The following is a 23,707-nucleotide window of genomic DNA, read 5'->3' as shown; positions in this document are numbered from 1 at the left end:
TCTCCTTGGTCAGAAGGTAGCAATATTTGCTACCACCCTCAAGAATTCAAGGCGTGATGCGCGCCAATTGCTCGAGGTCGGCTTCCTCGCGCAGTGGGTCGGGCGCCATCACCACCGAGGTGGCATTGTCGGCATCGTCGGCAAAGTGGGCAAGCACGGTACGGCCGGCTGCCATGCGCGCCTTGCCCTCTGCGACCAGCCCAAGCGCCAGCGGATAGAGCTGGTGCTCGGCCTTTAGCACACGGGCGGCCAGTGCATCCGCATTGTCACCGACCATCACTGGCACGGCCGCCTGCGCGATGATCGGGCCGTCATCCATCTCGGACGTGACGAAATGCACCGTGCAGCCATGGATGCGCATGCCGGCGGCCAGCGCGCGCGCATGGGTGTCGAGCCCCTTGAACGCCGGCAGCAGGGCAGGGTGGATGTTGATCATGCGGCCCTGCCATTTCTGGACGAAACCGGGCGTGAGGATGCGCATGTAGCCGGCCAGCGCGACGATCTCGGCATTGAATGCTGCAAGTGCCGCATCGATCGCCGCGTCATGCGCCTGCTTGCTGCCATGGTTGGCGCGGGGAATGATCTGTGTGGCGATACCGCGCGCCTTGGCGACACCAAGGCCGGCGGCGTCGGCCTTGTCGGAAATCACGCCGACGATCTCGGCAGGAAAAGCCGGGTCGCTGGCCGCCGCGATCAGCGCGGTCATGTTGGAGCCGCGCCCCGAGATCAGGACAACGGTGCGTTTCCTCTGCGCGCTCATAGGCCGATCGAGCCCCGGTAGATGACGCCGGCATCGCGGCGCGGCACGATGCGGCCGATCGGCGTCACCGTCTCACCGGCTTCCTGCAAGACGGCGGCAACCTGCGCCGCCTGGCCGGAAGCGACCGCCAAAATCATGCCGATGCCGCAATTGAAGGTGCGCATCATCTCTTCCGGCGCAACACCGCCGGTCTTGGCCAGCCACGAGAACACCGCGGGGACGTCGATCGCCTCGAGGTCGAGCTCGGCCGAAAAATCCTTGGGCAGCACGCGCGGAATGTTTTCGGGGAAGCCGCCGCCGGTGATGTGGGCCAGCGCTTTGATGCCATGCGTGCCGCGTATGGCCTTGAGAATCGACTTGACGTAGATGCGGGTCGGCTCGAGCAGCGCCTCGGCCAACGTCGCCTCATAGTTGAACGGCGCCGGATCGCTCCAGGCGAGCCCGCTGACGGCGACGATGCGGCGCACCAGCGAAAATCCGTTCGAATGCAGGCCCGAGGAGGCGAGCCCAAGCAGCACATCGCCTTCGACGATGTCGTCGGTCGGCAAGAGCTGGCCGCGTTCGGCCGCGCCCACCGCAAAGCCGGCTAGGTCGTAGTCGTTGCCGTGATACATGCCGGGCATTTCCGCCGTCTCGCCGCCGATCAGCGCGCAGCCCGCCTGACGGCAGCCCGCGGCAATGCCGCCGACGATCGCGGCACCCTGGTCGGGATCGAGCTTGCCGGTGGCGAAATAGTCGAGGAAGAACAGAGGTTCGGCACCTTGCACGACGAGGTCGTTGACGCACATGGCGACGAGATCGATGCCGATCGTGTCGTGCTTGCCGGCATCGATGGCGATCTTGAGCTTGGTGCCGACGCCGTCATTGGCGGCGACCAGCACCGGATCGGTGAAGCCGGCCGCCTTGAGGTCGAACAGGCCACCAAAGCCGCCAATCTCGCCGTCGGCGCCCGGCCTGCGTGTGGCGCGCACCAGCGGCTTGATCTTCTCGACCATCAGATTGCCGGCATCGATATCGACGCCAGCCTCGGCATAGGTGAGCCCGTTCTTGCGCTTGCCCGTTTTGTGCTGGCCCATTTTGGGCTGGCTTGTGTCGCGCTTGCTCATCGCAATTTTCCTGCTCGTTTGCGGGCTCTTCGCATGAACGGTTTCGGTCCGCAAGGATAACGGACGGGATGCCGTAGTTTTGCCCCCTGATAAAAGCGTGGGAGGCAGGCGCCAAAACTGCCAATCTTCCGCTCGTGGAGAGATCGGCAGCTTCTCCCTTGCGCCCACCCTGCGTCTCCATCATGTATCTGCCAGCAACCCGACAGGCACGCATTTGACCATCCCCAACCTGATCACCATCCTGCGCCTGGTTCTGGTGCCAGCGGTGGTGTTGGCGATGCTGCAGGCAAGCTGGGACTGGGCCTTTGCCGGTTTCCTCGTGGCCGGCATTTCCGACGGCGTCGACGGCTTCATCGCCCGTCGTTTCAACCAGCAGTCCAGGCTCGGCGCCTATCTCGATCCGATGGCCGACAAGCTGCTGCTGGTTTCGGTCTTCGTCGTCCTGGGCTTCATCGGGCAATTGCCGCTGTGGCTGGTCGTCACCATGGTGTCGCGCGACGCGCTGATCGTCTGCGCCGTTGTGTTGTCGTCGGTCATGGCCCATCCAGTCGAGATGAAGCCGCTTTTCGTGTCGAAGGCCAACACCGCCATCCAGATCGTGCTGGCGGCGGTTGTGCTGGGCGAACTCACCCTTGCCGTTCATCTCGACCCGCTGCGGCCGGCCCTCATATTGCTGTCCGGGGTCTTGACCGTGGCTTCGGCCGCGGCCTATCTCGTGGCTTGGCTGAGGCATATGAGCGGCTATGGCGAAGGCTCCAATCCGGACATCTGAGAGAGAAGCGGCGGTTGAGAGAGAAGCGGCGGTGATCGAGGCTGCGGCTGCCGATCTCGCCGCATCCTCCACCTTCCGCCGGCAGATATTCTTCTGGCTGGCCGGCGCGGCGGTGCTCGCGCTCTTTCTCTATGTTTTCAGTGCCATCCTGTTGCCCTTCGTCGCGGGCATGGTGCTTGCCTATTTCCTCGATCCGGTCGCCGACCGGTTGCAGCGGCTTGGCCTGTCCCGCTTCATGGCGACGGTGGTCATCCTCATCACCTTCCTCATCGTGCTGGTGCTGGCCTTCGTCATCCTTATCCCGGTGCTGGCGACGCAGATGGCCGATTTCGCCGGCAAATTGCCGGAATATCTGACCCGGCTGCAAAGCCTGATCACGTCGTATGATCCGAAATGGCTGGAACAGAAATTCGGCGTCAACGCCAATAGCTTGCGCGACGGGCTGAATTCGCTGCTGACCTCCGGCTTCGGCCTGCTCACCACAGTCTTCACCTCGATCTGGAGTTCCGGCGTGGCGCTGGTCTCGGTGGTCAGCCTGTTCGTGGTGACGCCGGTGGTTGCCTTCTACATGCTGCTCGACTGGGACCGCATGGTTGCGGTCATCGACAGCTGGGTGCCGCGCGACAATGTCGCGACGGTGCGCGCCATCGCCAAGGACATCAACACCGCAACAGCCGGCTTCGTGCGTGGCCAAGGCACGCTGTGTCTGGTGCTGGGCGCCATGTACGCCACGGGGCTGACGCTGACCGGGCTGAATTTCGGCATCCTGATCGGCCTGTTCGCCGGACTGATCTCCTTCATCCCCTACGTCGGCTCGCTCACCGGGCTGGTGCTTGCGGTCGGCGTCGCTTTCGTCCAGTTCTGGCCGGACTGGACGATGATCGTCGCCGTCGCTGTGGTGTTTTTCATCGGCCAGTTCATCGAAGGCAACATCCTGCAGCCACGGCTGGTCGGCAAGAGCGTCGGGCTGCATCCGGTGTGGCTGATGTTCTCGCTGTTTGCCTTCGGCGCGCTGTTCGGCTTCGTCGGCCTGCTGATTGCCGTGCCGGCTTCGGCGGCAGTTGCCGTGCTGGTGCGGTTTGCCATCGCCCGCTATCTCGAATCGCCGCTCTACAAGGGCCACGGCAGCACGGCGCCGGAGCTCCCGGCCGATCGGCGCAAGGCCGCCAAGCCATGATCCGGCCGGTGACCAGGTTCCTTGCCGAGCCGCATGGCTGAGCCCGTATGAGCGAGCAGAAAAATGACCCGCCGCGCCAGTTGCCGCTCGATCTCGGCCACGGCACCGGCTATTCGCGCGACGACCTCGTCGTCTCCGGCACCAATGCGCAAGCGGTGGCTTTGGTCGACCGCTGGCCGGACTGGCCCTCGCCGGTGGTGGTGCTGGCCGGTCCCGCTGGCTCCGGCAAGACGCATCTGGCCTCGATCTGGCGCGCGCGCGCCAGCGCGGTGGCGGTCGACGCCAGGGGTATCGGTGACAGCATCGCCAATCTCGGCGCCCGGCCGGCACTAATCGACGATTTCGATACCGGGGCGGTGGACGAGCAAGGCCTGTTCCATCTGATCAATGCGGTGCGTGGTGCGGGCTCAACGCTGTTGTTGACGGCGCGCCGCTTTCCATCGGTTTGGGGTGTTGCGCTGCCTGATCTGGCCTCGCGGCTGAAGGCGGCGGCGACGGTCGAGATCCATGAGCCCGACGACGTCCTGCTCGCCGGCGTCATCACCAAGCTGTTCGCCGACCGCCAGGTCGAGGTCGAACCGCATGTCGTGCAGTATCTGGTCCGCCGCATCGAGCGCTCGCTGGCGACCGCGATGCGTGTGGTTGAACGGCTGGACCGCACAGCGCTCGAACGCAAGACGCCGATCACGCGGGCGTTGGCGGCCGAAACCGTCAGCGCCATGGACGAGGGGCAGGGCGAGTTCGAGATCTAGGATTTCTCAGCAGGACAAGGCCCGAAACAGGAATCGGCGCAACGTGCCATCCGTCGCGCCAGTGGCGCCGACATTGCATTCCGGGAGAGGATGGTCGGAGTGGAGAGATTCGAACTCCCGACCCTCTGGTCCCAAACCAGATGCGCTACCAGGCTGCGCTACACTCCGAACGGTCTGTTGCCTATTCATTTCGGTGTTGCATGGCAAGTGCAAAAACCTTGCCGTGGTGCGCATTGCGCAGTAATGACGACGCAGGGTGGCGATGCTGCCTTGCACAATAACGAGGTGGCCATGTCCGCGCGCATTTTCAGCCCAGCCAAAACCGCGATGCAGTCCGGCAAGGCCAAGACCGGCCATTGGGTGCTGGAATTCGACCCCGAGATGCGCAAGAAGATCGACCCCTTGATGGGCTACACCACGTCGGGAGACATGAGGAGCCAGATCAGGCTCACCTTCGATACGAGGGAAGAAGCGGTGGCCTACGCGGAAAAGGAAGGGTTCGCCTTCCGCGTCGAGGAGCCGAAAGAGACCAAACGCCGCCAGATTTCCTATGCGGAGAATTTCCGCTATGACCGCAGGACGCCCTGGACGCATTGACCGGCGGCCAGCGTCAAGTATTCAGCCGGCCCGGCGGCCGGCCAGCGGTCCCGTAGCTCAGCTGGATAGAGCACCGGCCTTCTAAGCCGATGGTCACAGGTTCGAATCCTGTCGGGATCGCCAATAATTTCAAAGGTTTGTGCCAGTTAACCTGATCAGGGCCGCTAAATCTGCCATCTCGCGACTGCCAGCGCCACCACCTTGTGCAACAGGGAGTTGAGCCTGGGTTCGGCGCAGCGACCCGGAATTATTTCGTGATCCAGCGGGGTTGGAACCATAGCTCCCACCACGCGTTCGGGGCCTTGTATTCGTGGTGCCTCATAAAAAAGCAATGTGCGGGCCGACGAATGGGGTGGGGTAAAACAAGCGCGGGTTGGGGGAGGAGAAGCCAGGTTATGTCGAAACGTGAGATTGGAACGTCCCCTGCGTTGGGGCGGCGTATCGCTGAACTCAAGGCCAGAATGCAGGATGCCGAAATTTCCGACCATGAGATGAAAACGTTTCACAAGGTCGCCGCTATCATGGGGGCAGGCGACGGCTCCCTACGACTAGACGCCGACGACTTGATCGCAGCATCGTTCGTTGCCGAGGCGCTGGGGGGACCCGCGCCCAACCGCTGACATTCAGGCTGCATCGGCCCGAAGTCCAGCAAAGCGACGGTCTCACCGCGGTAGCGAGCACGGCTGCCGTCGGTGGCCGTTGTTTGTCGTGTCTGCCGATATCGAATTGGAAGGAAAGTCTTATCAATTTGTTTGCGTTGCTGCGTCATTGTAGCGGCGGCTAACGGAGTGGAACGCGATGAGGATCGATCTGTCGCCGACGAGCTGGGGCAGGGTGATCGCTGTCACGGCAGCCGGTACGGCATTCTTCATCGCCGTGGCGTTCTTCGTCGATTCCTTCAATTTCCCCTATCTTTCACCCGAGGCACTGTGGCGGGCGCAACTGACCGATCTGATGTTGCCCTTGGTGCTGGGCGGCTCATTTCTGTTTTTCCTGATGTGGAAGATCCGCCAGCTGGCCATCGCCCAGCGTGATCTCAGCATCGTTGCCGCGACCGACAGCCTGACGGCAGTGCTGAACCGCGGCGCCTTCTCGATGCTGGTCGAAGCCTATCTCGAGCAGACCCGCAAGCAGGAGCAGGTTCATTCGGGGGCGCTGCTGATCATCGACGCCGACCATTTCAAGTCGATCAACGACCGGCACGGACATGACTGCGGAGACCAAGCGCTCAAGCTGATCGCGCAGGCGATCAAAGGGCAGCTGCGCGGCGGCGACATCGTTGGCCGCATCGGCGGCGAGGAGTTCGGCGTGTTTCTGCCTGGCGTCGATCCCTCGCATTCATGGGTGGTTGCCGAAAGCATTCGCCGGCGCATCCGTGAGATGGACTTCTCCCCGGGCGGGCGGCCATGCCCATTATCCGTCAGCATTGGCGGCACGAGCTTTACCGGGCCGACCACTTTCGAAGAGATTTTCGTGGCGGCCGACAGGCGGCTTTATGCGGCCAAATCGAACGGGCGCGATCAAGTCAGCTTCGATCCGTCAGGGGCCTCTCTAGTGCCCAGCAACGCCATCGTGCATTGACAATGGTCGTCGCAAACTAGAACCGTCGCGTCCTGTCACGGTTGGGCACGAAAACCTCCGGCACAGCACGCTCAATTGAGCAAGCTGTCGCGTTGACGATGTTTTCGCTTTGCTGACATTGCGCTAAAAAACGTTACTGCTTTCCTGAGTTCCCCAAGCGTCCGGGCCGGGGGTCCAGTCACGGCCTCTCTCAATGCCGGCGAACGAATGGCGGGACGGTTCAGGCAAGATCAGCGCGGCAACTATGATTCATCTGTTCAATGGCTTTCTGAACCCCTTTGGCGGCAGTGATCTCGAAACCCTGGAACTGTACCGGCTGCTGAGCGCTGACTCCGAGGTGCGTCTGTGGGCAACGTCCTCCAGGGTGTCCGGCGAGTTGATGCGGCAATTTCCGATTCGCCGCATCTCGCTGCCAAAGTGGAATGTGCCGGACGGCGGTACCTACGTCTTCGTCGGCGCGCATTGGAGCAACAAAATGTGGCCCTACCTGATTCCGCGGCCGCGCCGGCTGATCTATGTCTTCAATACCTTTCACCCGAAAGTCATCGCGCTGACGACGGGCATGCCCCGTATGCTGAACTGGCCCGACGCCGAACTGGTGCTGATTTCCGATTTTCAAAAACGCTTGTTGCAGGTCGATGGCGTCGTGCATCCGTCGCCGATCGATATCGAACGTTTTTCACCAAAACCGGTCAAGCCCGGTCGTCCGTTCACGCTGGGACGATTGAGCCGCGACACCCCTGACAAACATCATGCGGACGATGTGCCGCTTTACGAAGCATTGCTGGCGGATGGTGTCGCGTTGCGGATTCAGGGCGGGATGCTGCTTGAGGACAGGCTCAAACCGCATCCGCAACTCGAACTCCTTCCGCAAGGCCGCTTTGCGGCCGAAGAGTTCCTGCCCACGCTCGACGTGTTCTACTATCGCACCGGCTCTCATGTGGAGACGTTCGGCCGGGTGGTGTTCGAAGCGATGGCCTGTGGTTTGCCTGTGGTCTGCCATTCGCATGGCGGCTATGCCGACCATATCAGGCATGGCGAAAATGGCTTTCTGTTCGAGACCACGCAACAGGCGCGGCAGATCCTGGCCGACCTCAAAGCCGATCCGGAACTGCGGGCGACAGCGGGTCGTGAGGCGCGGCGGACCGTTGAGCAGCTGTTTTCTTCGCAGGCACTTCGACGGCGGCTGGATTTCTATCTGCATTAGCGGCACATCGTCCCCTGGGCTTTGCTGACACCCTCGGCATCGCGCTAAAGCTCGCATGCAAACGAACCATCGGGCGGATAGGCAGCGGCGCACCACAGACTGAGCAGGACTTCTTACCGATGACATTGATGGGCGCGGCGGCACTGCTGATCCTGATCCTGACTTACGCCGGTGTCGCCATTGGCCGCGTTCCGGGCCTGCGCCTCGACCGGGCAGGGATCGCACTGCTCGGCGGGGCCGCGATGATCGCCATAGGCGCGCTCAGCATGGAGGATGCCTACCGCGCGATCAATTTCGACACCATCACGCTGCTGCTCGGCATGATGATCGTGGTGGCGCACCTGAAGGTTTCCGGTGCCTTTCGGGGTCTTGGCGCCGTCGCCATCGAGCATGCGCACGCGCCCTTCATGCTCCTGGTCATGGTGACGCTGCTGACCGGCGTGCTGTCTGCCTTCCTGGTCAACGATGCCATCTGTCTGGTCATGGCACCGATCGTCGTCCACGTCACCCGCGTCATCAAGCGCAACCCCATCCCCTATCTGATCGCCACCGCCACCGCGTCGAATTGCGGCAGCGTCGCCACCATCACCGGCAATCCGCAAAACATGGTGATCGGGGCGCTGTCGGGCATTTCCTATCCTGCCTTTTCGGCAGCCCTTGCTCCGGTCGCCCTGTTCGGCCTGGTCGCGGTCATTGTCATCGTCCGCATCGTCTACCGGGCCGAATTCGCCCGCACGGGCCAATTGACCCCAGAAGTCTCGCGTGGGCGCATGCACAAGGGGCAGGTGCTGAAGGCAGTGGTCGTCTGCATCGGATTGGCCATCGCCTTCTTCGCCGGCGTGCCCGTCGCCAAGGCGGCACTCATTGGCGGTGCCATCCTCTTGCTCACCCGTGCCATCAAACCGGAACGCATCTACCGCGAGATCGACGGACCGCTGCTGTTCATGTTCGCTGGTCTGTTCGTGGTCGTTGCCGGCGCGGAAAAGACGCTGCTGACGCCAGACATGATCGCCTCGGCAAAGAACCTTGGGCTGGACGATGTCTGGCGCCTGTCCGGCTTCACCGCGGTGCTCTCCAACATCATGAGCAATGTCCCGGCCGTGCTGGCGCTGCGGCCCTTCATACCCGGCCTCGAAAACCCCGAACGCGCCTGGCTGGTGGTCGCGATGAGCTCGACGCTGGCCGGCAATTTCACGCTGCTCGGCTCGGTCGCCAACCTGATTGTCGCCGAGCAGGCAAGGACCGCCGGCACGCAGCTGTCGTTCGGCGCCTTCTTCAAGGTCGGCTTGCCGCTGACATTGATAACGCTGGTGGTCGGCACGGCATGGCTGGCGTTTGGATTTTAATGCATGTCGCCCAAAAGTGGCCCCGGTTTTGGGAGAACGACATGCATGAAAAGACCTAAAGCGCGTTGCCTGGATCCGTTCAAACGCGACGCGCTTTAGACCTCGTCGCTTGAAATTCGGGCCCGGACAAGCGTCGCCGCGGCGCGGCCGGCTGCCTCGATATAATCGGGGTTGCGGTGGATCAGCATGATCGAAAAGGAGCCATCTATCAGCAAAACGATCTCGCGGGCCAAGGCTTTCGGCTCCTCGACGCCCCGGTCGGACAACTCGCCAGCCAGCCACGTTTCAAAATTTGACTTGTGTCGCGACCCGACCTTGATCGCCGGATGTCCCGGCATCGAGGCCAGCTCCGCGGCCGTGCGCAGGAAGCCGCATCCTTTCCATTTCGGATGGTGAGCGGCCTTTGCCAGATTGGTGAAGATCGCCTCGACCTTGCGATCCACTCCGCCTTCGGCGGCATCGAACCAACCGGCCATCCGCTTCAGATTGGGTTGGTCGCGGCCATCGAGATAGGCGGCGATCAGGTCGTCCTTGCTCTTGAAGTGGTAATAAAGCGTCCGCTTGGTGAGCCCGGCTTCCTCGGCAACGGCATCAACGCTGACCCTGCCAATTCCTTCAGCGTAAAACAGTCTTGTCGCGGCATCGACAATGCGTTTGCGGGTGGGGCTTTGCGCTTCAGGCATCCGCCAATGTATACCGACTAGTGAATATACACAAGCTGCAAAGGGCGTAACCTTCCAGCCCATGAGCATACTGGGGAAGGAAGCCAAATGACCGATCTTGTCCATAACGAAACCCGGGATGGGATTGCCATCCTCACCCTCAACCGGCCGGAGAAACTGAACGCGTTGAACTATGCCTTGATCGATCGCCTGCTCGCGGTCCTCGACGACATTGAAGTCGATGCCGGCGTTCGGGCGGTCATTCTTACCGGAGCAGGGGAGCGGGCGTTTTCGGCGGGTGGCGACATCCATGAATTCTCGGCCAGTGTGGCGCTTGGCGTCGATGTCGCGATGCGTGACTTTGTCATGCGCGGGCAGCGGCTGACCGCAAGGCTGGAAGCATTCCGCAAACCCGTCATTGCCGCCGTCAACGGCATTGCCTTTGGAGGCGGCTGCGAAATCACAGAGGCCGTGCCGCTGGCCATCGCCAGCGAACGCGCCCTGTTCGCCAAGCCGGAAATCAATCTTGCGATGCCGCCGACCTTTGGCGGAACGCAGCGCTTGCCAAGGCTCGCCGGGCGCAAACGGGCGCTCGAACTGCTTTTGACCGGCGATTGGTTTCCGCCGCAGCGCGCCCTTGAACTTGGCCTCGTCAACCAGGTGGTGCCGCATGGCGATTTGATGCCGGCCGCAATTGGCCTCGCCAAGCGTATCCTGCGGCACTCCGATCTGACGATCGCGGGCATCCTCACCGCGGTGGCGCGCGGCCTCGACCTGAGCATCGCGGAAGGCCTGCTGGTCGAAGCCGAGCAGTTTGCCCGCATGGCTCCGACCGCCGACCTGCGCGAAGGGCTGGATGCCTGGCTGACGCGCCGCGCGCCGCGCTATGACGGCTCATGGACGCACATCGCGCGGCCTGACGAGGCCAGGCGGGCCTCGTTGGCGCTGGATCAGGGCGTCACCACCAAACGGCCTTTCATGTTGGGGTGGAAACGGCAGAAATAGTCGACCGTCTCTGCCTTCTGCAGGGTGAGGCTCGCGGACTTTTTCGGCGGGATCATCACCTCCCAGCCGCCCTTGACGGTCGCCGTGTGGGCGAACACGTCCTTGTTCACCCACTCGATCGTGTCACCGGCCTTGGCCTCGACAGTGGCTGGCGAGAACACAAGCTTGTCGATGGTGACCTGGATGGTTTCAGCCTGCGCCGGAACGATGCCGATAGCCAGCGTCAGCGCGATCCACAGATGGCGTTTCGACATGCTGCCTGTCCTTACTTCAGCATGCCTGCGACGTGTTCGGCATGCTGCTCGTGGCCCTGGAAGATCTTCAGGCCGGTCTCCAGCAGGCTCTTCAGTTCGGCATTGCTGGCCGACGGGATGAGCAGCGTTTCGAGAGCGCCGTTGACCTGCTTATGGTAGGCGACCTCGTTGTCGACATAGGCCTTGTCGAAGGCAGCACCCTCGAGCTTGGCAAGCTTGGCCCTTTCATCGGCGGCTGCCTTGCTCAGCGCCTGGCTGGTGGCGTTGTCTTCCGGCGTCACCTTGAGCTTCTTGACTAGGTCGAGCGCCTGCACGTTTACGGCTTCGTGGTCGCGCACCATGTCGTTGGCGAAATCCACGACGTCCTTGTTCTTCGATTTCTCGATCGCCAGCTTGGCGGCTTCAACGTCGATGACCCCGGCCGTGTAGGCGATGTGGGCGATCTGTGGGTCGGTCGGCTTGTCGGCCGCTTGGGCGAACGGGGCAGTGCCAAGCAGCAGCATGGCGGCCAGGGCAGCGGTGTGTCGGATAAGCATGGCATCTCCTTCGCCGGACGCAGGACACGCGCCGGACTGTGTTTCTTGGTTGACGGTCATTGGATGCCGGGCCGCGGCAAACGTTCCCACGAATCGGCGAAAGTCAGCTTTCCAGGCCGAGCCGCCGCATCACGGCGTTGGTCAGCCTTTCGCAACGTCGGCCGGCGAAGGGGAACGCATCGAGCAGCACCGGCCCGATCTGGTCGTCCAGCGCCTTGCGCACCAGGGTGCGGGCGCGGTGCAGCCTCGTCTTGACGGTTTGTGGCCGCACGCCGAGAAGATCGGCGGTCTCTTCGATGCTCAGCCCCTCGATCACCCGCGCCACGAACACCGTCCGGTAGACATCGGGAAGGCTGTCGGTGGCCTGTTCGACCAGCTGGAGGATTTGCCGTTGCGCCATCGTCCGTTCCGGATCGTCGCTGGGGTTGAGCGGGAACCGGATGATCTCGGCTTGCGGATTTTCCGGCATTGCCACCGTTCTGCGCCTTTTGCGCAGGCGGCCGAGCGCCTCGTTGATGACGATACGCGACAGCCATGTGGCGAGCGAGGAATCGCCACGAAACGCATCGAGATGGGCGAAGGCCCTGACATAGGCCTCCTGCACGATGTCCTCGGCCTCGCTGTCGTTGCGCACCACGCCGCGGGCGATGCGGTAGAGCCGCTGGTTGTGCATCTTGATGATGGTGCGGAAAGCGTCGCCCTCGCGCGCCAAGGCGCGGCGCACGAGTTGCATGTCGCCCGAAGCGACAGAAGGCATGGCCGTCAAGACAGCAGGCATGGCCAGTTCCTCAACCCAATCCCGGACAGCAACCCGATTGAGAGATTGGATGGCATTGCCGGCAAAAGGTTCCCGGCCATTTTTACCGGGTCCGGCGTGGCTACCGTACCGCTTCCGGCGAGGACTTGTCAGCAGCCTGCAGACGCGCCGTGGCTGCCAGCAGATCGGTCTGTGTGATCAGTCCGAGAATGCGCTTGTCGTCGTCCACGACGATGACCGCATGGCTGCGGCCGTCGGTGAGTACGGGCAGCAGACCCATGGCGGCGAAATCGGCGGCGGCTGTCGCTGCCGGCGATATCACGGATCCGACTGTTCCCGAGGCCAACGCCAGTTCCCGCAATCCCACGGTGCCTGCCAGCCTTGCCCCTGCGTTGACGACCGGCAAGGTACGGATGTTGTGGTCAAGCAGCAAATGGCGCGCTGCCTCGGTGGACGTGTGTTCGTCGACCGAGATCACATCGCGCGACATGATATCCTCACACAACAGGCCCTTGTGCGCTCGTACCAAGGCCTGCAATTCGACTTGCCGCAGCAGCCGGTCGAGATCGTTGCGATCGATATCGAACGTCTCGTCGAGCGCGCCAAGCGCTGCATCGATGTCCTCGGGCTGGAAGCCGACACGCAACTGCGCCGGCGGATCGACGGTGCCATGGCTGTTCGTCGGGGGAATCGGCACGTGCGGGTAATTGCGCCGGGCCAGCTTGTGGAAGCCGTAGCCCAGCACCACCAGGAGAACCGAGTTCAGCGCCACCGGCACGAACGGAAACAGGAAGCCGGCGCTGATGACGGCCGGCCCTCCCAACACCGCGGTCAGGGCGGCCGCCCCGCCCGGCGGATGCAGGCAGCGCGTGAACGACATGGCGGCGATGGCCAGTGCCACCGCGATGCCGGTGGCAAGGGCGGTTTCGTGGATAGAATGCGCTACGATCACGCCGACCAGGGCCGATATCGTGTTGCCGCCGATGATTGACCATGGCTGCGCCAACGGGCTGGCCGGCACCGCGAACAGGAGCACGGCCGAGGCTCCCATCGGCGCCACCAGCAGCGGCACGTGCGGGCCGTTGCCGAGCACCAGGCCGCCGATCGCGCCGGTCAGTGCAATGCCGATCGTCGCCCCGATGCAGGCGATGATACGCTCGCGCAGCGTCGCGCCGGCAAGAATCGGAACAAAAAGGCGAAAGGCCATGGGAGTCGGAAAACTCTGCCGGTGTTCCAGAGGAAAGTCGAAACTTAATGATCGCACCGCAATGACGCGGCATTGTCGAAGTTGAAAGCCAAATTGATCCGCGAAAGTGCGGTTTTGAGAAATAGAATTCCGTGATCTGCTGAATCGGTTTGGCTGGTGGCCTGAACGCTCAGGCAGAAGCCGCGGCGGTCAGGCCGCGCAGGATGTCGGCCTTGAGGTCTTCGACATCCTCGAGGCCGATCTGCAGGCGGATCAACGGGCCTTCATACGGGCCCTTTGCGACAACCCGGTCGCCGAGCCAGACCGGCACCGCAAGGCTCTCATAGCCGCCCCAGGAATAGCCGAGGCCGAAGATCTGCAGCGCGTCGAGGAAGGCGTGCTGCTGCTTCTGGCCGCCGCCGGCAAACACCATGGAAAAGATGCCGCTCGAGCCGGAGAAATCACGCTTCCACAGGCCGTGGTCCGGATGGCTGGGAAGGGCAGGGTGGAGCACGCGCGCGACGCCCTTCTGGCCCTCGAGCCAGGAGGCGATGGCGAGCGCGCTGCGCTGATGGTGCTCGAGGCGCACGCCCATGGTGCGCAGGCCGCGCAGCACCTGGTAGACATCGTCGGGTCCGGCGCAGCAGCCAAGCGTGCAGAAGCTTTCGTAAAGATGCTTCCAGCAACCTTCGTTGGCCGAGACCGTCCCAAGCAGCACGTCGGAATGGCCTGCCGGATATTTCGTCGCCGCGTGGATCGAGATGTCGACACCGTGGTCGAGCGGGCGGAAATACAGCGGCGTCGCCCAGGTATTGTCCATCATGACGATGGCGCCTGTGGCGTGCGCCGCCTTGACGATGGCCGGGATGTCTTGCAGCTCGAACGTGTTGGACGCCGGCGATTCCGTGAACACCACCTTGGTGTTGGGCTTAATCAACGCCGCGATGCCGGCGCCGACATGGGGGGCGTAGTATTCGACCTCGACGCCCAGCCGCTTCAGCATCGTGTCGGCGAAGTTGCGCGTCGGGTGATAGACGGAATCGACGATCAGCAGGTGGTCGCCCGCCGAAACGAACGCGAGCAGCGGCACGGTCACCGCTGCAAGGCCCGAAGGCACCACGATCGTGCCGGCCGACCCTTCCAGTGCATCTATGGCGTGGGCAAGAGCATCGGTCGTCGGCGTGCCGCGCGTGCCGTAGGTGTATTTCTGGCTGCGTGCCGCCATCGACGCCGCGTCGGGATAAAGCACGGTCGAGGCATGCACCACCGGTGGATTGACGAAGCCGAAATAGTCATGCGGATTGTTACCCGAATGGGCCAGCCGCGTGTTGATACCCAGTCCGTCGCCGTCTTTCGCCATTCTTCTTCGCCTTGTTCGACAAGGCGCTAGCCATAGTGCCGCGGCTTTGGCCGTGCAACCGGCCTGCACCCGCCAGGGAACCGACTTCGGATGTACCAAGTCGAGTCCTGATGAAGGGGCGCACAGTCTTGCCCGGTCCGAACGCATTGCGCTCTTGGCCGATCGTCTATTGAAGACGGCCGGGAAAGATATATGATTGATTTTTAATATTTTCCCCGGATTGCCTCGATCAGACGCTGCCGGATGATCCTTCCCGGTTGACCTCCTGATCCCCTGCGATCCGGGCATCTCGCTTGCCGAGCAATGAATGCAGCCAGGGGAGGTATGGCATGACCGACGTCAAGTGGATGATCAAGGCGCGCGAGTTCGTCAACTGCAACTGCGCCTATGGCTGCCCGTGCCAATTCAACGCCTTGCCGACTGGTGGATCCTGCCGGGCGGTGGTCGGCGTGGAAATCGAAAACGGCTATCATGGCGACACCAAGCTCGATGGCTTGCGCTTTGCCGGTGTCTTCCGCTGGCCTGGCGCAATTCACCAAGGCAGGGGCGAGGCGGCAGTGGTCATTGACGAGCGGGCGACCGAGGCGCAGCGCGGAGCGCTGCTTCGCATTCTCAGCGGCGAAGACACCGAACCCGGCGCGACCATATTCCAGGTCTTTTCGACGACGCTTGAGACGGTCCACGATCCGATCTTCGCGGCAATAGACTTCGAAGTCGACATCGACGCCCGAGCGGCTCGCCTGCACGTGCCAGGCGTAACCTCGGGCCACGGCGAGCCGATCAAGAATCCCGTCACCGGTGCGGAGCATCGGGCGCGCATCGACCTCACCCATGGTTTCGAATATTCGCTGGCCGAGGTCGGGCGTGGCTGGACCAAGGCAACCGGCCCGATCAAGTTCGAATTGGCGGACTCGCACAGCCATTTCGCCAATTTGCACCTCTCGCAAAGCGGCATCGTGCATTGATCTGATCCAATGAGCGACACGGCTCTCGAGGCGGTGCTGCGGCGCGACCGCACAGTCGTGACGGCCGCGCTCGTCGTCATTGCCGTGCTCGCATGGGCCTATGTGCTGTGGCTCGCCGCCGACATGACCATACAGGATGCTGCCACGCCGAGCGCCGCAAGTGGCGACATGGCTGGCATGGACATGTCAGGTGCCGATACGGGCGGTATGGACATGCCGGGCATGGAGATGCCGGGTATGGACAGGGGTAGCATGGACATGGGCGCCACGATGGCGCCCGGTTTCCGCCCATGGGCGCCAGCCGACTTCGCTTTCATCTTCGCCATGTGGGCCGTCATGATGGTTGGCATGATGACGCCCTCGGTCGCGCCAATGGTGCTGCTTTATGCCGGGGTCGGTCGCAAGGCGCGAACGGGTGGGCGGCCCATCGCATCGACTGCATGGTTTTTCGCCGGCTATCTGCTCGTCTGGGTTGGCTTCAGCGTGGCCGCGACCGGCGCGCAATGGCTGCTGGCCAGTCAGGCTTTGCTGAGCCCGATGATGGCAACCAACAGTACGGTTCTCGGCGGCCTCGTCCTGATCGCGTCCGGCCTCTATCAATGGACGCCGATGAAGGGCGTCTGCCTGCAGCAATGCCAGGCGCCGATCGCATTTCTGGCCAGTCATGGCGGGTTCCGTTCCGATCCGCTCGGTGCGCTTCGATTCGGGATCGTTCATGGCGCCTATTGCCTCGGCTGTTGCTGGGCGCTGATGGCGCTCCTGTTCGTCGGCGGCGTCATGAACGTGCTGTGGATCGCCGGCATCGCCATCCTCGTTCTCTTGGAAAAGACCGTTGCGACCGGGCAGCTGATCCCGCGCATCTCCGGCACGCTGATGGCGGCAGTCGGCGCCTGGCTGCTCGTCCAAGCGTCCTGAGCTTGCGCTCCTCCCGGTTCCGGGCGGCATGGCCATGCGACCCGGTTGCTCGCCATGTGACAGTCTTTGTATACGCGAATTCATCCCGGGATGTTCAGGAGCGCGCAGTAAATCCGTGGGATGGATTTCGCTGGCATAGTCCAGATCCGCGGCCGACCGGACTTTGCCGATTTTGTTTGCGCGGCTTGCTAATTTCATGACGCTCTTGGCTGCAATTCAGGCATTTGCGGCCGTTGGTTTTCAAACTCTTTCGAATTCGGTCATTTCCCTTGACCTCACAGGAATTATCGCCTTCGATGCCATTCGTGAATGGGAGGCGGCGCGTCGGTTACGATGCGGGGTTCCGGGCATCGGCCGGAATGGGAGCTGCGTTCACACGGGAAAAGATCAGGGTTTGCCTGAAAAACAGAGAAAAGGGTCTGTGGGTCATGAAACATATTGCTATCAGCATTCTTGGCGCCGCCACGCTTGGGTTGATGGCGTCCGCCGCCTCGGCAACGACGCTCGACACCGTCAAGGCGAAAGGCTTCATCCAGTGCGGTGTCTCGACCGGTCTGGCTGGCTTCTCGGCGCCGGACGACAAGGGTGACTGGCAAGGCATCGACGCGGATTTCTGCCGCGCTGTCGCGGCCGCCGTCTTTGGTGACGGTACCAAGGTCAAGTTCACACCGCTCAGCGCCAAGGAGCGGTTCACCGCACTGCAGTCCGGCGAGGTCGACATCCTGTCGCGCAACACCACCTGGACCATCAATCGCGACACGGCGCTTGGCCTGAACTTCGTCGGCACCACCTACTATGACGGCCAGGGCTTCATGATCAACGCCAAGAAGCTGCCCGGCGTCAATTCCGCGCTGCAGCTTTCCGGCGCCGCCGTCTGCGTTCAGAGCGGCACGACCACCGAGCTCAATCTCGCCGACTACTTCAAAGCCAACAAGATGGAGTACAACCCGGTCGTCTTCGAGAAGCTGGAAGAGGTCAACGCCGCCTATGATGCCGGCCGTTGCGACGTCTACACCACCGATCAGTCGGGTCTGTACGGCATTCGCCTGACGCTGGGCGCGCCGGCCGACCATGTCGTGCTGCCCGAGATCATCTCGAAAGAGCCGCTCGGGCCGGCCGTGCGCCAGGGCGACGACCAGTGGTACCACATCGTCAAGTGGACCTATTTCGCGCTGCTCGACGCCGAGGAGCTCGGCATCACCAAGGCCAATGTCGACGAAATGAAGAACTCCGCCAGCCCGGAGATCAAGCGCGTGCTCGGCCAGGAGGCCGACACCAAGATCGGCACCGATCTTGGAGTCTCCAATGACTGGGTCGTCAACATCGTCAAGGCCACCGGCAACTACGGCGAGATGTTCGACCGCAATGTCGGCTCGGGAAGCCCGCTGAAGATCGCCCGCGGCATCAACGCGCTATGGACCAAGGGCGGCCTGCAATACGCTCCGCCGATCCGCTGATCGAAATGTGATCCGGAAGGCAGATCGTCTGCCTTCCGGTTTCTCTTTCAGGGGACGGTCGAATGGCATCGCAGGAAGTTCTTCGCGAGGAGCCAAGTCGCGCTTCTCTCATAAATGATCCAAAAGTCCGCAGCATTTTCTATCAATGCCTGGTCGTCGCCTTGCTGGTGTCTGGTGTCTGGTGGATCGTTCACAACACGATCGTGAACCTGACGAACCTGCATATTGCATCCGGCTTCGCCTTTCTGAGAGGCCGCGCCGGCTTCGACATCTCCGACACGGCGATCGCCTATACGTCGGACTCCACTTATGGCCGTGCCATCATCGTCGGCTTGATCAACACATTGATCGTCGCGTTTGTCGGCATCATCACCGCCACCATCATCGGTTTCATTGTCGGCATTGGTCGGCTGTCGAAAAACTGGCTGATCCAGAAGATCTGCACCGTGTATGTCGAGGTGTTCCGCAACATTCCGCCGCTGCTGGTCATCTTCTTCTGGTATTCCGGCGTGCTGGCCGTGCTGCCGGCGCCGCGCGATAGCATCAACCTGCCGTTCGGATCCTTCCTCAACCAGCGCGGCTTCTATTTTCCGCGCGCCGTGTGGGGCGACGGCTCCTGGCTGATCCCGTTGGGGTTGCTTGTCGGCATCGCCATGGCTTGGTTCGTCGCCCGCAAGGCGCACCAGCGGCAGATGGCGACCGGGCAGCAATTCCCGGTGTTCTGGACCTCGCTGGCGCTGATTATCGGGCTCCCGCTGCTCGCTTATGTGCTGAGCGGTTTCCCGGTGACCTTTGATTTTCCTAAGCAATCGACTTTCAACCTGACTGGCGGCTTCGTCGTCAAGCCGGAATTCCTGTCACTCTATCTGGCGCTGTCGTTCTATACCGCCGCCTTCATCGCCGAGATCGTGCGCGCCGGCATTCGCGGTGTTGCCAAGGGCCAGAGCGAGGCCTCGTCAGCGCTTGGCCTTCGTGCCGGCCAGGCGTTGCGGCTGGTGGTTGTGCCGCAGGCCATGCGCATCGTCATTCCGCCGCTGGCCAGCCAATATCTCAACCTGACCAAGAACTCCTCACTCGCCATCGCCATCGGCTATCCCGACCTGACGGCAACGACCGGCACGGTGCTCAACCAGACCGGCCAGGCGGTCGAATGCGTGGTCATCATGATGGTGATCTATCTGGCCATCAGCCTTCTGACCTCGCTATTCATGAACTGGTTCAACGCCAAAATGGCGCTGGTGGAGAGGTAAGGACATGCAAGAACATGATATGTCCTGGGTTCGCACCGAAATGGCACTGGCGCAGCCGGCGCCCGCCGGCGTCACAGGCTTCAGCGCCTGGGTGCGCAAGAACCTGATTGCGTCGACGGGCGACACCATTTTGACCATCATCGGTTTCGCGCTGGTGGTGATGATCCTGCCGCAGATCATCAACTGGGCCTTCATCAACGCCGTGTGGACGGGACCTAACCGGACCGTATGCGCCACGGTGGCGCAGGGCGGTATCCAGCCGGATGGCTGGTCCGGCGCCTGCTGGGCCTTCGTCAACGCCAAGTTCGGCCAGATCATGTTCGGTACCTATCCGGTCGAGGAGCGCTGGCGGCCGATCCTGGTTGGCATATTGCTGGTCGTGCTCATGGTGCCGATGTTGATGCCGAGCGTGCCGCGCAAGGGTCTCAACGCCCTGCTGCTGATCGTCGGTCTCCCCTTTGTGTCGTTCTTCCTGCTGGTCGGTGGCGCGTTCGGTCTGGAACATGTCGAAACGGCGCGCTGGGGCGGCTTGCTGGTGACGCTTTCGCTGTCTTTCGTGGCCATCGTCGTGTCGTTGCCGCTTGGCATCATGCTGGCGCTTGGCCGTCGCTCCAGGATGCCGATCGTCAAGATGCTGTGCGTCATCTTCATCGAGGCCGTGCGCGGCATTCCGCTGATCACCGTTCTGTTCATGGCCAGCGTCATGCTGCCGCTGTTCCTGCCGCCGGGCGTCACCTTCGACAAGTACCTGCGCGCGCTGATTGGCGTGTCGCTGTTTGCCGCCGCCTATATGGCTGAAGTGGTGCGCGGCGGCCTGCAGGCGATCCCCAAGGGCCAGTATGAAGGTGCCGATTCGCTTGGCCTCGGCTATTGGCAGAAGATGTATTTCATCGTCATGCCGCAGGCACTGAAGCTGGTCATCCCAGGCATCGTCAACACCTTCATCGGCATGTTCAAGGACACCAGCCTGGTCACGATCATTTCGATGTTCGACCTGCTCGGCATCGTCAAGCAGAACTTCTCCGACGCCAACTGGGCGACGGCGCAGACCGCCAAGTCGGGTCTGATCTTCGCCGCCTTTGTCTTCTGGCTGTTCTGCTTCGGCATGTCGCGCTATTCAATGTACACGGAACGCCGACTCGACACCGGCCACAAACGCTAAACAAAAGAACAAGGGGACCCTGTCATGGCCACCGAAAATGCCGTCAGCGCGGAAGAGATCAAGGTCAACGCCGCCAAGATGCACATCTCCGACACCGATGTCGCCATCGACATCGTTGCCATGCACAAATGGTATGGTGAGTTCCATGTGCTGAAGGACATCAACCTGAGAGTGATGCGCGGCGAGCGCATTGTCATCTGCGGGCCGTCGGGCTCCGGCAAGTCGACGATGATCCGCTGCATCAACCGTCTGGAAGAGCACCAGAAGGGCAAGATCATCGTCGACGGCAAGGAACTGACCAACGATCTGAAGAAGATCGACGAGGTGCGCCGCGAGGTCGGGATGGTGTTCCAGCACTTCAACCTGTTCCCGCATCTGACCATCCTGGAGAACTGCACGCTGGCGCCGATCTGGGTGCGCAAGACGCCCAAGAAGCAGGCCGAGGAAATCGCCATGCATTTCCTCAAGCGCGTGAAGATCCCGGAACAGGCCAACAAATATCCCGGCCAGCTGTCCGGTGGCCAGCAGCAGCGCGTGGCGATCGCCCGCTCGCTGTGCATGAACCCGCGCATCATGCTGTTCGACGAGCCGACCTCGGCGCTCGACCCGGAGATGATCAAGGAAGTGCTGGAGACGATGGTCGGCCTTGCCGAGGAAGGCATGACCATGCTGTGCGTCACCCACGAGATGGGCTTTGCCCGCAAGGTCGCCAACCGGGTGATCTTCATGGACCAGGGCCAGATCGTCGAGCAGAACACGCCGGCCGAGTTCTTCGACCACCCGCGCCATGAGCGCACAAAGCTGTTCCTGTCGCAGATCCTGCACTAGGCCTTCGGTAACCAGGAAGAGCCCGGCTGAAACAGTGCCGGGCTCTTTTGCGTATGGATGAGCAGGAGGCGGGCGGTCTGTGTCGCGCCAGGGTGCGTTTTGCAAGGCCGCCATTCATGAAAAAGCTGGGACGTTTTCTAGGCCTGCTGTTGATCGTCGTTGCGCTCGCTGTGATGCTGGGCACTCTCGTGCCGCGGCCGACATGGCGGGCGGCGGCCGCCGCCAATCCCGCCACCACGCGCCACATCCTGGTGCTGAACAACCCGATCCACACCGACATCGCCATCCCGGTCGACGACAGGGTGCGCCAGCGGTTCCATTTCCTGGTTGACGCCGGGATCCCGGTCGATAGCCCGGAGGTTCGCTACATCGTCGTCGGTTGGGGTGGTCGCTCCTTCTACCTGGAGACGCCGACCTGGTCCGAACTCAAGGCGGTTCCGGTGATGAAGGCACTGACCCTCGACGCGTCGGTCATGCATGTCGATGTCGCCGGCGCCATCGTCGAACCGCATCCGGATGTTGCAGGCTTCGACATCGGCGAGGATCGTTTTGCGGCGCTGCTCGATTTCATCGATGCGAGTTTCCAGCGGGGGCCGCAAGGCCCGCTTCTTGTTCCGGGCGCGGCCTATTCCAGCTTCGACCGCTTCTATGAAGCCAACGGCCATTTCAACGCGCTGGTCGGCTGCAACACCTGGACGGCGGCAGCCTTGCGCACTGCCGGCTTGCGAACCGGCTGGTGGAACCCGCTGCCGGCTTCGCTCGGTCTGTCGCTGCGGCTTTATAACTAACTCCGTCCTACGGGCTGGTATCCGGGCATGCCCAGATTTCAGCGCCGGATGATTTTCTGCGGCTGCCAGCCATAAAGCCAGTCCAGATCGGCGGCGAGCTTTTCGGACGAGCGCATTTTCAGGAACAGATTGCGCGCGATGGAGACGGGTCCCGAAGCATGCCAGGCGAGGCGGTTGAGGGCGCCACGACGGGCGACCCTGGCAACGCGCGGCCGTCGTAGGTTCTCCCAGATTTGAAGGCTTTGTGCCGGATCGGCGGGCAAGTCTGCAACGACATCTGCAAGCATCGCCGCATCCTCGATCGCCATGGCGGCCCCTTGCGCCGCGGACGGCGTCATCGCATGCGCCGCATCGCCGATCAGCGCCATGCTGTCGCTTGTCCAGGGCTGTTTGCTGTCGACCGTATGGATCGGCCACGCCATCCATGCGCCGACTTCCTCGATCAGACGGGCAAGTGCTGCTGCAGTTCCGCGCATGGCACCGGTCAAGATCCTGGTGTCGGCGTTCCCGGACCAGCCCTCGGCCATGCGTTCGCCTTTGGTGAAGGCGACAAGATTGAAGGCAGCACCTTTGCTGACGGGATAGGCGACCATGTGGAAGCCGGGATGCAGGAAGGTGGTGACGCAATTGGTGGCGCCGATCGCGGCAAAGGCTTGTCCGGCAGCGCTGTCGGAGGGAATGGTTGCACGCCAGGCCAGTTCGCCCGAAAAGTGACTTCTCGGCGAGGCCGCGCCCTTGGCTGTATCGACAAGCCCGCGCACGAACGACCAGACGCCATCGGCGCCGACCAGCAGCAAGCCCTCGGCCTCGACGGTCTCGCCGGCCATCTCGGCAGCCACGGTGACGCCATGGCTGCCTTTGGCAACGCCGCTGACATGTGCGCCGGGAGAAAGAACAATGCTCGGCATCTCGGCAACGCGCGCAGTCAATGCACTCTGCAGGTCAGCCCTGTGTGCAACGAGATAGGGTGCCTGCCAGCGGGCCTCGGCGGCTTGTCCCAGCGGCACGCGGGCCAGTTCGCGCAACGTCGCGGCGTCCTTCAACACCACCGCTTCCGGCCGCACCGCTGCCGGCAGCAGCCGGTCGAGCACGCCGAGCTGGCGAAGAATGCGTGTCGCGTTGGGAGAAAGCTGGATGCCGGCGCCAGCCGCTTCCAGGCGCTGCGCTTGTTCGAACACCTGCACGGGGTAGCCGCGTTCGGCGAACGCCAGCGCGGCGGTCAGCCCGGCGACGCCCGCCCCGGCGATGACGATTTGCCGGGACCGCGTGTCGTCCATCGGGCTT

The 23,707-nt window shown here is 62.6% G+C and carries 25 protein-coding genes and 2 tRNA genes; 17 read left to right on the top strand and 10 right to left on the bottom strand.

Features of this window, described 5'->3' with window-relative positions; translation table 11 throughout:
* Positions 1-46: 46 nt before the first annotated feature.
* Both purN and purM read right to left on the bottom strand, forming a co-directional pair.
* Positions 47-760, bottom strand: coding sequence for a phosphoribosylglycinamide formyltransferase (gene purN / locus AC1DZU_RS18735; RefSeq protein ID WP_477287153.1), 714 nt, complete (start codon positions 758-760; stop codon positions 47-49).
* Entirely contained in the window at positions 757-1,866 is a 1,110-nt protein-coding gene (purM, locus tag AC1DZU_RS18730; protein WP_477287151.1) for a phosphoribosylformylglycinamidine cyclo-ligase, read from the bottom strand. The genes purN and purM overlap by 4 nt, the downstream gene beginning before the upstream one ends.
* 214 nt (positions 1,867-2,080) lie before the next feature.
* Here purM and AC1DZU_RS18725 point away from each other — a divergent pair, with 214 nt between their 5' ends.
* Genes AC1DZU_RS18725 through hdaA form a run of 3 tightly spaced genes read left to right on the top strand, consistent with a single transcriptional unit; the run spans position 2,081 to position 4,567 of the window.
* Positions 2,081-2,638, top strand: coding sequence for a CDP-alcohol phosphatidyltransferase family protein (locus AC1DZU_RS18725; protein ID WP_477287149.1), 558 nt, complete (start codon positions 2,081-2,083; stop codon positions 2,636-2,638).
* Positions 2,610-3,815, top strand: coding sequence for an AI-2E family transporter (locus tag AC1DZU_RS18720; protein WP_477287147.1), 1,206 nt, complete (start codon positions 2,610-2,612; stop codon positions 3,813-3,815). The genes AC1DZU_RS18725 and AC1DZU_RS18720 overlap by 29 nt, the downstream gene beginning before the upstream one ends.
* Before the next feature lie 47 nt (positions 3,816-3,862).
* The gene (gene hdaA, locus AC1DZU_RS18715) at positions 3,863-4,567 is read left to right on the top strand and encodes a DnaA regulatory inactivator HdaA (protein ID WP_477287145.1); all 705 of its coding nucleotides are present in this window, start codon (positions 3,863-3,865) and stop codon (positions 4,565-4,567) included.
* A 91-nt stretch (positions 4,568-4,658) separates the two neighbouring features.
* Here the strand turns inward: hdaA and AC1DZU_RS18710 are convergent.
* Positions 4,659-4,735 (bottom strand) — tRNA-Pro (locus AC1DZU_RS18710).
* Positions 4,736-4,858: 123 nt separating this feature from the next.
* On the opposite strand from AC1DZU_RS18710, the gene AC1DZU_RS18705 reads away from it, so the two are divergent.
* The 6 genes from AC1DZU_RS18705 (at position 4,859) to AC1DZU_RS18680 (ending at position 9,298) form a co-directional block, all read left to right on the top strand.
* Positions 4,859-5,164: an ETC complex I subunit gene (locus AC1DZU_RS18705; RefSeq protein WP_095086744.1), complete on the top strand. Its 306-nt coding sequence runs from the start codon at positions 4,859-4,861 to the stop codon at positions 5,162-5,164.
* A gap of 46 nt (positions 5,165-5,210) precedes the next feature.
* Positions 5,211-5,287: transfer RNA gene (locus tag AC1DZU_RS18700), tRNA-Arg, on the top strand.
* A gap of 272 nt (positions 5,288-5,559) precedes the next feature.
* Entirely contained in the window at positions 5,560-5,784 is a 225-nt protein-coding gene (locus tag AC1DZU_RS18695) for a hypothetical protein (protein WP_095086203.1), read from the top strand.
* Between the two features lie 178 nt (positions 5,785-5,962).
* Complete coding sequence (locus AC1DZU_RS18690; protein WP_477287142.1) at positions 5,963-6,745, top strand: GGDEF domain-containing protein; 783 nt, start codon at positions 5,963-5,965, stop codon at positions 6,743-6,745.
* 193 nt (positions 6,746-6,938) lie between these two features.
* Positions 6,939-7,952, top strand: a complete 1,014-nt coding sequence (locus tag AC1DZU_RS18685; protein WP_477287140.1) for a glycosyltransferase family 4 protein — start codon at positions 6,939-6,941, stop codon at positions 7,950-7,952.
* A gap of 119 nt (positions 7,953-8,071) precedes the next feature.
* Positions 8,072-9,298 carry an anion transporter gene (locus tag AC1DZU_RS18680; protein ID WP_477287138.1) on the top strand — a complete coding sequence of 409 codons (1,227 nt, stop codon included), beginning with the start codon at positions 8,072-8,074 and terminating at the stop codon, positions 9,296-9,298.
* Between the two features lie 95 nt (positions 9,299-9,393).
* On the opposite strand, the gene AC1DZU_RS18675 is transcribed toward AC1DZU_RS18680, so the two are convergent.
* On the bottom strand, positions 9,394-9,981 hold the full coding sequence (locus AC1DZU_RS18675; RefSeq protein WP_477287136.1) for a TetR/AcrR family transcriptional regulator: 588 nt from the start codon (positions 9,979-9,981) through the stop codon (positions 9,394-9,396).
* Positions 9,982-10,068: 87 nt separating this feature from the next.
* Here AC1DZU_RS18675 and AC1DZU_RS18670 point away from each other — a divergent pair, with 87 nt between their 5' ends.
* Positions 10,069-10,965 (top strand): crotonase/enoyl-CoA hydratase family protein, encoded by an 897-nt coding sequence (locus AC1DZU_RS18670; RefSeq protein WP_477287135.1) that lies wholly within the window; start codon positions 10,069-10,071, stop codon positions 10,963-10,965.
* On the opposite strand, the gene AC1DZU_RS18665 is transcribed toward AC1DZU_RS18670, so the two are convergent.
* From AC1DZU_RS18665 to AC1DZU_RS18645, 5 genes are all read right to left on the bottom strand, one after another.
* Positions 10,911-11,219, bottom strand: coding sequence for a cupredoxin domain-containing protein (locus AC1DZU_RS18665; RefSeq protein WP_477287133.1), 309 nt, complete (start codon positions 11,217-11,219; stop codon positions 10,911-10,913). The two genes, AC1DZU_RS18670 and AC1DZU_RS18665, sit on opposite strands and share 55 nt — an antisense overlap.
* An 11-nt stretch (positions 11,220-11,230) precedes the next feature.
* Positions 11,231-11,755 (bottom strand): DUF4142 domain-containing protein, encoded by a 525-nt coding sequence (locus AC1DZU_RS18660; RefSeq protein ID WP_477287131.1) that lies wholly within the window; start codon positions 11,753-11,755, stop codon positions 11,231-11,233.
* Between the two features lie 103 nt (positions 11,756-11,858).
* A complete protein-coding gene (locus AC1DZU_RS18655) occupies positions 11,859-12,533 on the bottom strand; it encodes an RNA polymerase sigma factor (protein ID WP_477287129.1) in 675 nt (224 codons plus the stop codon).
* A gap of 100 nt (positions 12,534-12,633) precedes the next feature.
* Complete coding sequence (locus tag AC1DZU_RS18650) at positions 12,634-13,719, bottom strand: HPP family protein (protein ID WP_477287127.1); 1,086 nt, start codon at positions 13,717-13,719, stop codon at positions 12,634-12,636.
* A 169-nt stretch (positions 13,720-13,888) separates the two neighbouring features.
* Positions 13,889-15,058: a cystathionine beta-lyase gene (locus AC1DZU_RS18645; RefSeq protein ID WP_477287125.1), complete on the bottom strand. Its 1,170-nt coding sequence runs from the start codon at positions 15,056-15,058 to the stop codon at positions 13,889-13,891.
* Positions 15,059-15,387: 329 nt separating this feature from the next.
* On the opposite strand from AC1DZU_RS18645, the gene AC1DZU_RS18640 reads away from it, so the two are divergent.
* The 7 genes from AC1DZU_RS18640 (at position 15,388) to AC1DZU_RS18610 (ending at position 22,423) form a co-directional block, all read left to right on the top strand.
* Positions 15,388-16,023 carry a DUF1326 domain-containing protein gene (locus AC1DZU_RS18640; RefSeq protein WP_477287123.1) on the top strand — a complete coding sequence of 212 codons (636 nt, stop codon included), beginning with the start codon at positions 15,388-15,390 and terminating at the stop codon, positions 16,021-16,023.
* A 9-nt stretch (positions 16,024-16,032) separates the two neighbouring features.
* A complete protein-coding gene (locus tag AC1DZU_RS18635; RefSeq protein WP_477287121.1) occupies positions 16,033-16,938 on the top strand; it encodes a DUF2182 domain-containing protein in 906 nt (301 codons plus the stop codon).
* A 428-nt stretch (positions 16,939-17,366) separates the two neighbouring features.
* A complete protein-coding gene (locus tag AC1DZU_RS18630) occupies positions 17,367-18,395 on the top strand; it encodes an amino acid ABC transporter substrate-binding protein (RefSeq protein ID WP_095086162.1) in 1,029 nt (342 codons plus the stop codon).
* Positions 18,396-18,457: 62 nt separating this feature from the next.
* The gene (locus AC1DZU_RS18625) at positions 18,458-19,645 is read left to right on the top strand and encodes an amino acid ABC transporter permease (protein ID WP_477287119.1); all 1,188 of its coding nucleotides are present in this window, start codon (positions 18,458-18,460) and stop codon (positions 19,643-19,645) included.
* Between the two features lie 4 nt (positions 19,646-19,649).
* Entirely contained in the window at positions 19,650-20,807 is a 1,158-nt protein-coding gene (locus AC1DZU_RS18620; RefSeq protein ID WP_477287117.1) for an amino acid ABC transporter permease, read from the top strand.
* Positions 20,808-20,885: 78 nt separating this feature from the next.
* Positions 20,886-21,635, top strand: coding sequence for an amino acid ABC transporter ATP-binding protein (locus AC1DZU_RS18615; protein WP_184872215.1), 750 nt, complete (start codon positions 20,886-20,888; stop codon positions 21,633-21,635).
* Between the two features lie 116 nt (positions 21,636-21,751).
* Positions 21,752-22,423: a TIGR02117 family protein gene (locus AC1DZU_RS18610; RefSeq protein WP_477287115.1), complete on the top strand. Its 672-nt coding sequence runs from the start codon at positions 21,752-21,754 to the stop codon at positions 22,421-22,423.
* Positions 22,424-22,461: 38 nt separating this feature from the next.
* Here AC1DZU_RS18610 and AC1DZU_RS18605 read toward each other — a convergent pair whose 3' ends face one another.
* Positions 22,462-23,700, bottom strand: coding sequence for an FAD-dependent monooxygenase (locus AC1DZU_RS18605; RefSeq protein WP_477287112.1), 1,239 nt, complete (start codon positions 23,698-23,700; stop codon positions 22,462-22,464).
* Positions 23,701-23,707 lie beyond the last annotated feature (7 nt).

The organism is Mesorhizobium sp. P2_A12 (genome assembly GCF_056405075.1).
This window is presented reverse-complemented; position numbering and strand designations above follow the sequence as displayed.

Bases quoted from the DNA above. Each gene is read 5' to 3' on its own strand.
- AC1DZU_RS18680 (WP_477287138.1), top strand. From the start codon at position 8,072: ATGACATTGATGGGCGCGGCGGCACTGCTGATCCTGATCCTGACTTAC.
- AC1DZU_RS18675 (WP_477287136.1), bottom strand. From the start codon at position 9,981: ATGCCTGAAGCGCAAAGCCCCACCCGCAAACGCATTGTCGATGCCGCG.
- AC1DZU_RS18605 (WP_477287112.1), bottom strand. From the start codon at position 23,700: ATGGACGACACGCGGTCCCGGCAAATCGTCATCGCCGGGGCGGGCGTC.
- hdaA (WP_477287145.1), top strand. From the start codon at position 3,863: ATGAGCGAGCAGAAAAATGACCCGCCGCGCCAGTTGCCGCTCGATCTC.
- AC1DZU_RS18620 (WP_477287117.1), top strand. From the start codon at position 19,650: ATGCAAGAACATGATATGTCCTGGGTTCGCACCGAAATGGCACTGGCG.
- AC1DZU_RS18615 (WP_184872215.1), top strand. From the start codon at position 20,886: ATGCACATCTCCGACACCGATGTCGCCATCGACATCGTTGCCATGCAC.
- AC1DZU_RS18640 (WP_477287123.1), top strand. From the start codon at position 15,388: ATGACCGACGTCAAGTGGATGATCAAGGCGCGCGAGTTCGTCAACTGC.
- AC1DZU_RS18660 (WP_477287131.1), bottom strand. From the start codon at position 11,755: ATGCTTATCCGACACACCGCTGCCCTGGCCGCCATGCTGCTGCTTGGC.
- purM (WP_477287151.1), bottom strand. From the start codon at position 1,866: ATGAGCAAGCGCGACACAAGCCAGCCCAAAATGGGCCAGCACAAAACG.
- AC1DZU_RS18650 (WP_477287127.1), bottom strand. From the start codon at position 13,719: ATGGCCTTTCGCCTTTTTGTTCCGATTCTTGCCGGCGCGACGCTGCGC.
- AC1DZU_RS18635 (WP_477287121.1), top strand. From the start codon at position 16,033: ATGAGCGACACGGCTCTCGAGGCGGTGCTGCGGCGCGACCGCACAGTC.
- AC1DZU_RS18695 (WP_095086203.1), top strand. From the start codon at position 5,560: ATGTCGAAACGTGAGATTGGAACGTCCCCTGCGTTGGGGCGGCGTATC.
- purN (WP_477287153.1), bottom strand. From the start codon at position 760: ATGAGCGCGCAGAGGAAACGCACCGTTGTCCTGATCTCGGGGCGCGGC.
- AC1DZU_RS18685 (WP_477287140.1), top strand. From the start codon at position 6,939: ATGCCGGCGAACGAATGGCGGGACGGTTCAGGCAAGATCAGCGCGGCA.
- AC1DZU_RS18690 (WP_477287142.1), top strand. From the start codon at position 5,963: ATGAGGATCGATCTGTCGCCGACGAGCTGGGGCAGGGTGATCGCTGTC.
- AC1DZU_RS18645 (WP_477287125.1), bottom strand. From the start codon at position 15,058: ATGGCGAAAGACGGCGACGGACTGGGTATCAACACGCGGCTGGCCCAT.
- AC1DZU_RS18705 (WP_095086744.1), top strand. From the start codon at position 4,859: ATGTCCGCGCGCATTTTCAGCCCAGCCAAAACCGCGATGCAGTCCGGC.
- AC1DZU_RS18610 (WP_477287115.1), top strand. From the start codon at position 21,752: ATGAAAAAGCTGGGACGTTTTCTAGGCCTGCTGTTGATCGTCGTTGCG.
- AC1DZU_RS18665 (WP_477287133.1), bottom strand. From the start codon at position 11,219: ATGTCGAAACGCCATCTGTGGATCGCGCTGACGCTGGCTATCGGCATC.
- AC1DZU_RS18720 (WP_477287147.1), top strand. From the start codon at position 2,610: ATGGCGAAGGCTCCAATCCGGACATCTGAGAGAGAAGCGGCGGTTGAG.
- AC1DZU_RS18630 (WP_095086162.1), top strand. From the start codon at position 17,367: ATGAAACATATTGCTATCAGCATTCTTGGCGCCGCCACGCTTGGGTTG.
- AC1DZU_RS18655 (WP_477287129.1), bottom strand. From the start codon at position 12,533: ATGCCTGCTGTCTTGACGGCCATGCCTTCTGTCGCTTCGGGCGACATG.
- AC1DZU_RS18670 (WP_477287135.1), top strand. From the start codon at position 10,069: ATGACCGATCTTGTCCATAACGAAACCCGGGATGGGATTGCCATCCTC.
- AC1DZU_RS18625 (WP_477287119.1), top strand. From the start codon at position 18,458: ATGGCATCGCAGGAAGTTCTTCGCGAGGAGCCAAGTCGCGCTTCTCTC.